Here is a 7,500-nt window from a genome sequence, read left to right as displayed (position 1 = left end):
CCGTTTCCCCCGTGACCCCCGTTTCCGAGGGAACTCCCGTGTCTCAGGGAGCCCCCTCGGTCCATGGAGCCCCCGTACTCCATGGAGTCTGCGAGCGCTGTGCGGCCCCCATGGCCGCCGCACCTCCCGCGGTCGTCACCGAATCCCCCGTGGGCCTCCCGGTGTGCCGCGGCACGGCGTACCACCGACACATCGGGCGGCTGATCGCTGGGGTCCCGTACAGCACAGACCAGCCGGGCCGACCAGCGCATCAGATGCAGCCGGACCGGTGGGTCGCCCTCGTCCCCCGACGCCGCCCCGTGATCGGCGCCGGGGGTGAGGCCGTGCCGCATGGCGTTGGTCACCAGTTCGGAGACCACCAGCGCCACGTCGTCGAACTCTTCGGTCAGGCCCCAGTGCCTGAGCGTCCTGCGGGTGAAGTCCCGGGCGCTGGAGACCGCTTCGTAGCGCGGCGGCAGTGCGCAGGAAGCGGAGCCGGAGACCGATGCGGCATCCGGCGTGGGGAGCCCCTGCCATAAGGGCTCCAGCACCGTCGATCCTTCGGTCCCCAACAAGGGCCCTCCTGGCGTCAGCGGCAGTTGATGATCCTGCGCGGATCTCCTGTCGGCCGTGCTACCCCGCCTGGTGCGGGCGCCACAACGCAACCCGCGCAGCCAACTTCCGTGCCAGCGGGTCCACTTGTGCCATCCCCATGGTTCCCAATGCCCACAGCAGATGCAAGGGCAGATGCACGTGCACGAGAGACTTTCGATCGTGTGTAATCGGGCGGGCACGCAACGGAGCGCGGGGATGGCACACTTCCCTTCAAGCAGGGGTGGAGGGCTGATCGACATGGCAGCAGAATCGGCACAGAGCGGCACCGGAGGGATGAAGGGGGCGAACAGCTCCAGCGGCTCGATGGTCCGGCGCATCCTGCTCGGATCCCAGCTCAGAAGGTTGCGCGAGGCCCGCGGAGTCACCCGGGAGGCCGCCGGCTACTCGATCCGGGCCTCCGAGTCCAAGATCAGCCGGATGGAGCTCGGCCGGGTCAGTTTCAAGGCCCGGGACGTGGAGGATCTGCTGACGCTCTACGGCGTCACCGACGACGCCGAGCGCGAGCCTCTACTGGGACTGGCCCGGGACTCCAGCGTCGCCGGATGGTGGCACAACTACAGCGATGTGCTGCCCGGCTGGTTCCAGACGTACGTCGGGCTGGAGGGCGCCGCCTCACACATCAGTACGTACGAGGTGCAGTTCGTGCACGGCCTCCTGCAGACCGGCGAGTACGCACACGCCGTCGTCACCGCCGGGCACCGCACCCCGCTCGCCGACGAGGAGATCGAACGCCGCGTCGCACTCCGCCTGGAGCGGCAGAAGCTGCTGCTCGGTGAGAGCGCCCCCGACCTGCTCTGCGTGCTCGACGAGGCCGCGCTGCGCCGCCCCTACGGCAGCAAGGCCATCATGGACGCCCAGCTCGGCCACCTCGCCGAGGTCTCCGAACAGCCCAATGTGCACCTGCACATCGTCCCCTTCGAGCTGGGCGGCCACCCTGCCGAGGCCGGCGCCTTCACCCTGCTGCGCTTCCCCGAGTCCGACCTCAACGACATCGTCTACCTCGAACAGCTCACCAGCGCCCTGTATCTGGACAAGCGGGACGAGGTGGCCCAGTACGACCAGGTGCTCCGGCGGCTGGTGGATATCAGCCTTTCTCCCCGGGACACGCGGGATCACCTTCACCGAATCCGCCAACTCCTTTGACCCGCCGGTACGATGACCAAGAAGCAGCGTCTCCTTCAACCCCCAGAAGGAATGGCATGTCCTACTTCACGGATCTGGCACTCCAGTGCATAGACGGCGAGTGGCGTCCCGGCACCGGCTCCTGGGACATCATCGACTTCAACCCCTACGACGGGGAGAAGCTCGCCTCCATCACCGTCGCCACCCGCGACGAGGTCGACGAGGCGTATCGCGCCGCCGAACGTGCGCAGCGTGAGTGGGCTGCCACCAATCCGTACACCCGCAGACGCGTCTTCGAGCAGGCGATCCGCGTCATCGAGGAGAGCGAGCAGCGGATCACCGAGGCCATCGTCGCCGAGCTGGGCGGCACCCGGCACAAGGCGGCCTTCGAGATCCACATGGTCAAGGAGTTCTTCCGGGAGGCCCTTCAGCTCTCGCTGAACCCGCTCGGCGAGATCCTGCCCTCCTCGGTGCCCGGCAAGGAGAACCGCGTCTACCGGGACCCGGTGGGGGTGGTGGGGATCATCTCCCCGTTCAACTACCCCTTCCTGCTTGCCGTGAAGTCCGCCGCGCCCGCGCTCGCGCTGGGCAACGCCGTGGTGCTCAAGCCGCACCAGTCGACGCCGGTGTGCGGGGGCACCCTGGTCGCCAAGGTGCTGGAGGAGGCCGGACTGCCGCCGGGGCTGGTGAACGTCGTCATCACCGACAGCGCGGAGATCGGCGACACGTTGATCGAGCACCCGGTGCCCAAGGTCATCTCCTTCACGGGCTCCGACCGCGTCGGCCGCCATGTCGCCACCGTCGCCGGCCGCAACTTCAAGCGCGTCATCCTGCAACTCGGCTCCAACAGCGGCCTGATCGTGCTGGACGACGCCGATGTGGACTACGCGGTGGATGCCGCGGTCTACAGCCGCTTCGTCAACCAGGGCCAGCTGTGCATGGCGGCCAACCGGATCATCGTGGACCGCCGGCTGGAGCCGGAGTTCACCGAGAAGTTCGTGGCGCGGGTCAGCAGGCTTGTGGTGGGCGATCCGGCGGACCCGGAGACCCACATCGGCCCTCTCATCAACTCCCGCCAGGCGGAGCGCGTCACCGCCATCGTCGAACAGGCCCTCGCCGAGGGCGCCACGGCGCTGCTGCACGGCGCGGTGGACGGCAACCTCGTCTCGCCCAGCGTGCTGACGGGCCTGCCCAAGGACTCCCCGCTGCTGCACGAGGAGATCTTCGGCCCGGTGGCACTGATCATTCCGGTGGACGGCGAGGAAGAGGCCGTGCGGGTCGCCAACGACACCCCCTACGGGCTCGCGGGCGCGGTGCACAGCGGTGACATCGAGCGCGGCGTCGCGGTCGCCCGCCGGATCGAGGCCGGCATGGTCCATGTGAACGACTCGACCGTGGCGGACGAACCCATCGTCCCCTACGGCGGCGAAAAGGACTCCGGCCTCGGCCGCCTCAACGGTCCCCAAGTGGTCGAAGCCTTCACCACCACCCGCTGGATCTCCATCCAACGAGACCGCAGCGAATTCCCGTTCTGACCCCAGTTCCCCGCGCCCCGTGAGGCAGCGCCCCGAAGGGGCGCGGGGAACTGCGCGAGTAACCACAACGAACCGGCACCCGGCTACCGGCCGCAAACCGCAACGGCGCGCAGCCGCCCATCGAGGACAGAACCTGACCGCAGGCCCTCATACCTTGAAGTCATCAGCCGGGGAGAAAAGAGCCCCGGACGACCCGAGAGGTGGCGGTCAGAAATGCCGGTAGTCGTCAAGGCGGAGCAGCACGGTGACGAGCGCGGAGCCCTCCTGGCCTACCTGGAAGCCCAGCGCGGCGGAATCCGCCGCGCCCTCCACGGCCTCACCGAGGAACAGGCCCGCAGCACCCCCGCGGCCAGCGAGCTGTCGCTGTCCGGCCTGCTCAAGCACGTCACCCAGGGGGAGGAGGGCTGGCTCCGCAAGTTCAAGGGCGAGGACGACCGGCTGTTCGAAGAGCAGGCCAAGGAGTGGGAGGGCTCCTTCACCCCCACCCCGGAGGAGACGATCGACGTCCTCATCGCCAGGAACGAGCACGTCGCCGCAGAGATCGAGACGGCCGTACGCGCCCTGCCCTCGCTCGACGAGACGTTCCTCTCGCCCAAGTACCCGTGGGACGAGGGCGGCGAGCGCTCCTGGCGCTGGGGCCTGCTGCACCTGGTGGAGGAGCTGGCCCGGCACGCAGGGCACGCCGACATCATCCGGGAGACGATCGACGGCAAGGGCGCCTTCGACCTCGTCTTCGAGACCGGCGCGATGCCCGAGCCCGACTGGTCCGCGTTCGGCGACGCGGGTCGGAGTGACGCCGGCCAGGGCGACCCCGGCCAGGGCTGACCCCACACAACTGCTCCCCCTGCCCCGGACCCGCATAGGGTGTGACTTGACAAGAGCAACCGCGGTGTGACGGGGCAGGGAGCAGGGAAGCGATGTCGGCGATCCGGCTGCTGGTGCTGGGAGACGTGCGGCTGCGCGGGCGGGCGCACGGCTACCAGGTCCGCAACGACCTGGAGTTCTGGGGCGCGCACCAGTGGTCGGCCGCGAAGCCGGGGTCGATCTATCACGCCCTCAAACAGCTGGCCAAGCAGGGAATGCTGCTGGCCCACGACATCGCGCCCAGCACGGTGGGCGGTCCGCCGCGTACCGAGTACGAGATCACCGAGGCCGGTGAGGCGGAGTTCTTCCGGCTGCTGCGCCATGCGCTGACCGCCACCCAGGAGAAGCAGGAACTGCTGACCTCCGCCGTCGGCTTCCTGGTCGACCTGCCCCGTGACGAGGCCATCGCGCTGCTCAAGGAGCGGGTGGCCGCGCTGGAGTCCTGGCGTGACGAGGTCACCCGGAACTGGACGCCCGAGGGCGGGACCCCGGACGAGTGGGGGTACATCGGCGAGATCATGAAGCTGTGGGTGCACACCGCCGACAGCGACGCCGCCTGGGCCCGCGCCCTGATCTCCCGGCTGGAGGGCGGCGCCTTCGTGATGGCGGGCGAGGGCGAGCGCGATCTGAGCGTCCTCACCGACCGGCAGCCCCGCTGAAACCGGGCAGCTCTCTCCGCTGATCAAGTTTGACTGCCTCACCCGGAAATTGCGGCTTGCACCTCACGTGACGTGAGGGAGCACCGTGGATGCCCGTAAGCGACCGCAGAACAAGGAGGCGGAAGTGAGCCACTCCGTCGGGCAGGTCGCCGGTTTCGCCGGTGTCACGGTGCGCACGCTGCACCACTACGACGAGATCGGGCTGCTCGTTCCCGGGGAGCGCACGGCAGCAGGGCACCGGCGCTACACCGATGCCGACCTGGACCGGCTGCAGCAGATCCTCTTCTACCGGGAACTGGGCTTCCCGCTCGAGGAGATCGCCGTCCTGCTGGACGACCCCGCGGCCGACCCGGTCGGCCAGCTGCGCCGGCAGCACCATCTGCTGACGGCGCGGATCGACCGGCTCACGGAGATGGCCGCCGCCGTCGAACGCGCCATGGAGGCACGCAAAATGGGCATCAACCTCACACCTGAGGAGAAGTTCGAAGTGTTCGGGGACTTCGACCCCGACATCCACGCCGAGGAGGCCGAACGCCGCTGGGGCGACACCGCGGAGTACCGCGAGGCCCAGCGCCGGGCCGCCTCGTACACCAAGGAGGACTGGAAGGCGCTGATGCGCGAGATGGACGAGATCCACCGCGCCATCGCCGACAGGATGGCGGCGGGCGACCCGCCCGACGCGCCCGCGGTGACCGAGCTCGCCGAGCGGCACCGGCTGTTCATCTCCCGCAGCAGCTACGAGTGCGGCCATGAGATGCACACCCGGCTGGGCGAGATGTACGTCCAGGACGAGCGCTTCACCGCCACCTACGAGGCGATCAGGCCGGGCCTGGCCCAGTACATGCGGGACGCGATCGCGGCCAACGCCGCGGGCGCAGCGGACTCCGCCTGACGACAGCTTCTCTTTGAAGGCCCCCTGTACAGCTCCGGTACAGGGGGCCTTTGGGGGAAGGTTTTCTCTGCGTGCTCCACTGTGAGGTAGCACGCTTCCGTTCCGTGGAATCGTCCTCGTTGGACACAGCGTTGCTCGTGTGACACTGCTGGAGAACGAGGGAAGGAGCGGACGAAGAGTGGTCGGGCAATCCAAGGGGAACGGCGACGCCGCGGAGCAGAGTGGTGAGCCGGAGGACGCCAAGCCGGTGTCCGACGAGTCGCACAGCGCCTTCACGGCGCCCTTGGGCGTGCCGCTTCCCCCCGTTCCGGAGGAGGAGCACCCGACCTCCGAGTTCACCATTCCGGAAGGGCTCGTTCCGCCGGCGCCGCCCGAGCCGGGCAGTGCCTTCACCCCGCCCGAGGGCATCCCCGTCGTCGGCCCGCTGGCCAAGCCGGGCTCACCCTGGCAGGACCGGATGCGCTCGCTGGTCCGGATGCCCCTGGCCGAGCGCCCCGTTCCCGAGCGCCCTGTACGCGGCGACGAGGGTGCCGAGAGCGGGCCGCCCGTACCCCGCGTCCTCGACCTGACGCTCCGTATCGGCGAGCTGCTGCTGGCCGGCGGGGAGGGCGCCGAGGACGTGGAGGCCGCCATGTTCGGCGTCGCCCACGCCTACGGGCTCGACCGCACCGAGCCGGAGGTCACCTTCACCCTGCTGTCCATCACCCACCAGCCCTCGCTGGTCGACGACCCGGTGACGCTCAGCAGGACCGTCCGCAGGCGCGGCACCGACTACACCCGGCTGTCCGCCGTCTTCGCCCTCGTCGCCGACATCACCCAGGGCGAGGTGTCGCTGGAGGAGGCCTACCGGCGGCTCGCGGAGATCCGCCGAAACCGGCACCCGTACTCCAAGTGGGCACTGACCATCGCCAGCGGCGCGCTGTCCGGGGCCGCTTCGCTGCTGGTGGGCGGTGACGCGCTGGTGTTCTTCCTCGCCGCGCTCGGCGCGATGCTCGGCGACCGGCTCGCCTGGCTGTGCGCCGGACGCGGGCTGCCGGAGTTCTACCAGTTCGCCGCCGCCGCGATGCCGCCCGCCGCGATAGGGGTCGGCGTCGCGCTGCTGTCCCAGCACACCGACACCCGTATCCAGGCGTCCGCCGTCATCACCGGTGGACTCTTCGCGCTGATCCCGGGACGGGCCCTGGTCGCCGCCGTGCACGACGGACTCACCGGGTTCTACATCACCGCCGCCGCGCGACTGCTGGAGGTCATCTACCTCATCGTCGGCATCGTCTGCGGGGTGCTGCTGGTGCTGTACGTGGGCGACAGGCTGAACGCCCAGCTGACGCCCGACATCGTCAGCCACGTCGAACGCCCGGTCACTCAGCTGCTGGCCGGCATGCTGCTGGCGCTGGCCTTCTGCGTACTGCTCCAGCAGGAACGGCACACGGTGCTGCCTGCCACCCTCAACGGGGGCGTGGCCTGGCTGATCTTCGGCGCGCTGACCAAGGCGAACATGACGCCGGTGCCCGCCACCGTGGTGGCCGCCGGGCTGGTCGGCCTCTTCGGCCAGTTGCTCTCCCGCTATCAGTTCGCCTCGTCGCTGCCCTACATCACGGCGGCGATCGGACCGCTGCTGCCGGGTAGCAACACCTACTTCGGGCTGCTGAACATCGCCCAGGGCGATGTGAACAAGGGCTTCGAGCACCTGGCAACGGCCGGTGCGCTGGCGCTGGCCATCGCGATCGGGGTCAACCTCGGCGGCGAACTGGCCCGCCTGTTCATCAAGACCCCGGGCCAGGAGACCCCGCTACCGGGCCGCCGCGCCGCCAAGCGGACCCGCGGGTTCTAGCCG

At 69.5% G+C, this 7,500-nt stretch carries 7 protein-coding genes; 6 read left to right on the top strand and 1 reads right to left on the bottom strand.

The annotated features are described in order from the left end of the window. On the bottom strand, window positions 1-551 hold a 551-nt coding region (locus tag ITI46_RS11940), incomplete at its 3' end, for an ATP-binding protein (protein WP_247745835.1). A 280-nt stretch (window positions 552-831) separates the two neighbouring features. Here ITI46_RS11940 and ITI46_RS11935 point away from each other — a divergent pair. The 6 genes from ITI46_RS11935 to ITI46_RS11910 all read left to right on the top strand — a co-directional run bounded on the left by ITI46_RS11935 (window position 832) and on the right by ITI46_RS11910 (window position 7,497). Further along, complete coding sequence (locus ITI46_RS11935) at window positions 832-1,737, top strand: Sco1979 family transcriptional regulator (RefSeq protein WP_247745834.1); 906 nt, start codon at window positions 832-834, stop codon at window positions 1,735-1,737. Window positions 1,738-1,793: 56 nt separating this feature from the next. After that, window positions 1,794-3,251, top strand: coding sequence for an aldehyde dehydrogenase family protein (locus tag ITI46_RS11930; RefSeq protein ID WP_209239461.1), 1,458 nt, complete (start codon window positions 1,794-1,796; stop codon window positions 3,249-3,251). A gap of 213 nt (window positions 3,252-3,464) precedes the next feature. Next, window positions 3,465-4,076: a DinB family protein gene (locus tag ITI46_RS11925; RefSeq protein ID WP_209239460.1), complete on the top strand. Its 612-nt coding sequence runs from the start codon at window positions 3,465-3,467 to the stop codon at window positions 4,074-4,076. 92 nt (window positions 4,077-4,168) lie between these two features. Next, window positions 4,169-4,774: a PadR family transcriptional regulator gene (locus tag ITI46_RS11920; RefSeq protein WP_209239459.1), complete on the top strand. Its 606-nt coding sequence runs from the start codon at window positions 4,169-4,171 to the stop codon at window positions 4,772-4,774. Between the two features lie 124 nt (window positions 4,775-4,898). Continuing rightward, window positions 4,899-5,666, top strand: coding sequence for a MerR family transcriptional regulator (locus tag ITI46_RS11915; RefSeq protein ID WP_209239458.1), 768 nt, complete (start codon window positions 4,899-4,901; stop codon window positions 5,664-5,666). A 178-nt stretch (window positions 5,667-5,844) separates the two neighbouring features. Beyond that, window positions 5,845-7,497, top strand: coding sequence for a threonine/serine exporter family protein (locus ITI46_RS11910; protein WP_209239457.1), 1,653 nt, complete (start codon window positions 5,845-5,847; stop codon window positions 7,495-7,497). Window positions 7,498-7,500 lie beyond the last annotated feature (3 nt).

This window comes from Streptomyces oryzae (assembly GCF_017676365.1).
GTDB lineage: Bacteria > Actinomycetota > Actinomycetes > Streptomycetales > Streptomycetaceae > Streptomyces > Streptomyces oryzae.
The sequence above is the reverse complement of the archived record's forward strand: the minus strand, read 5'-3'. Positions and strand labels throughout refer to the sequence as shown.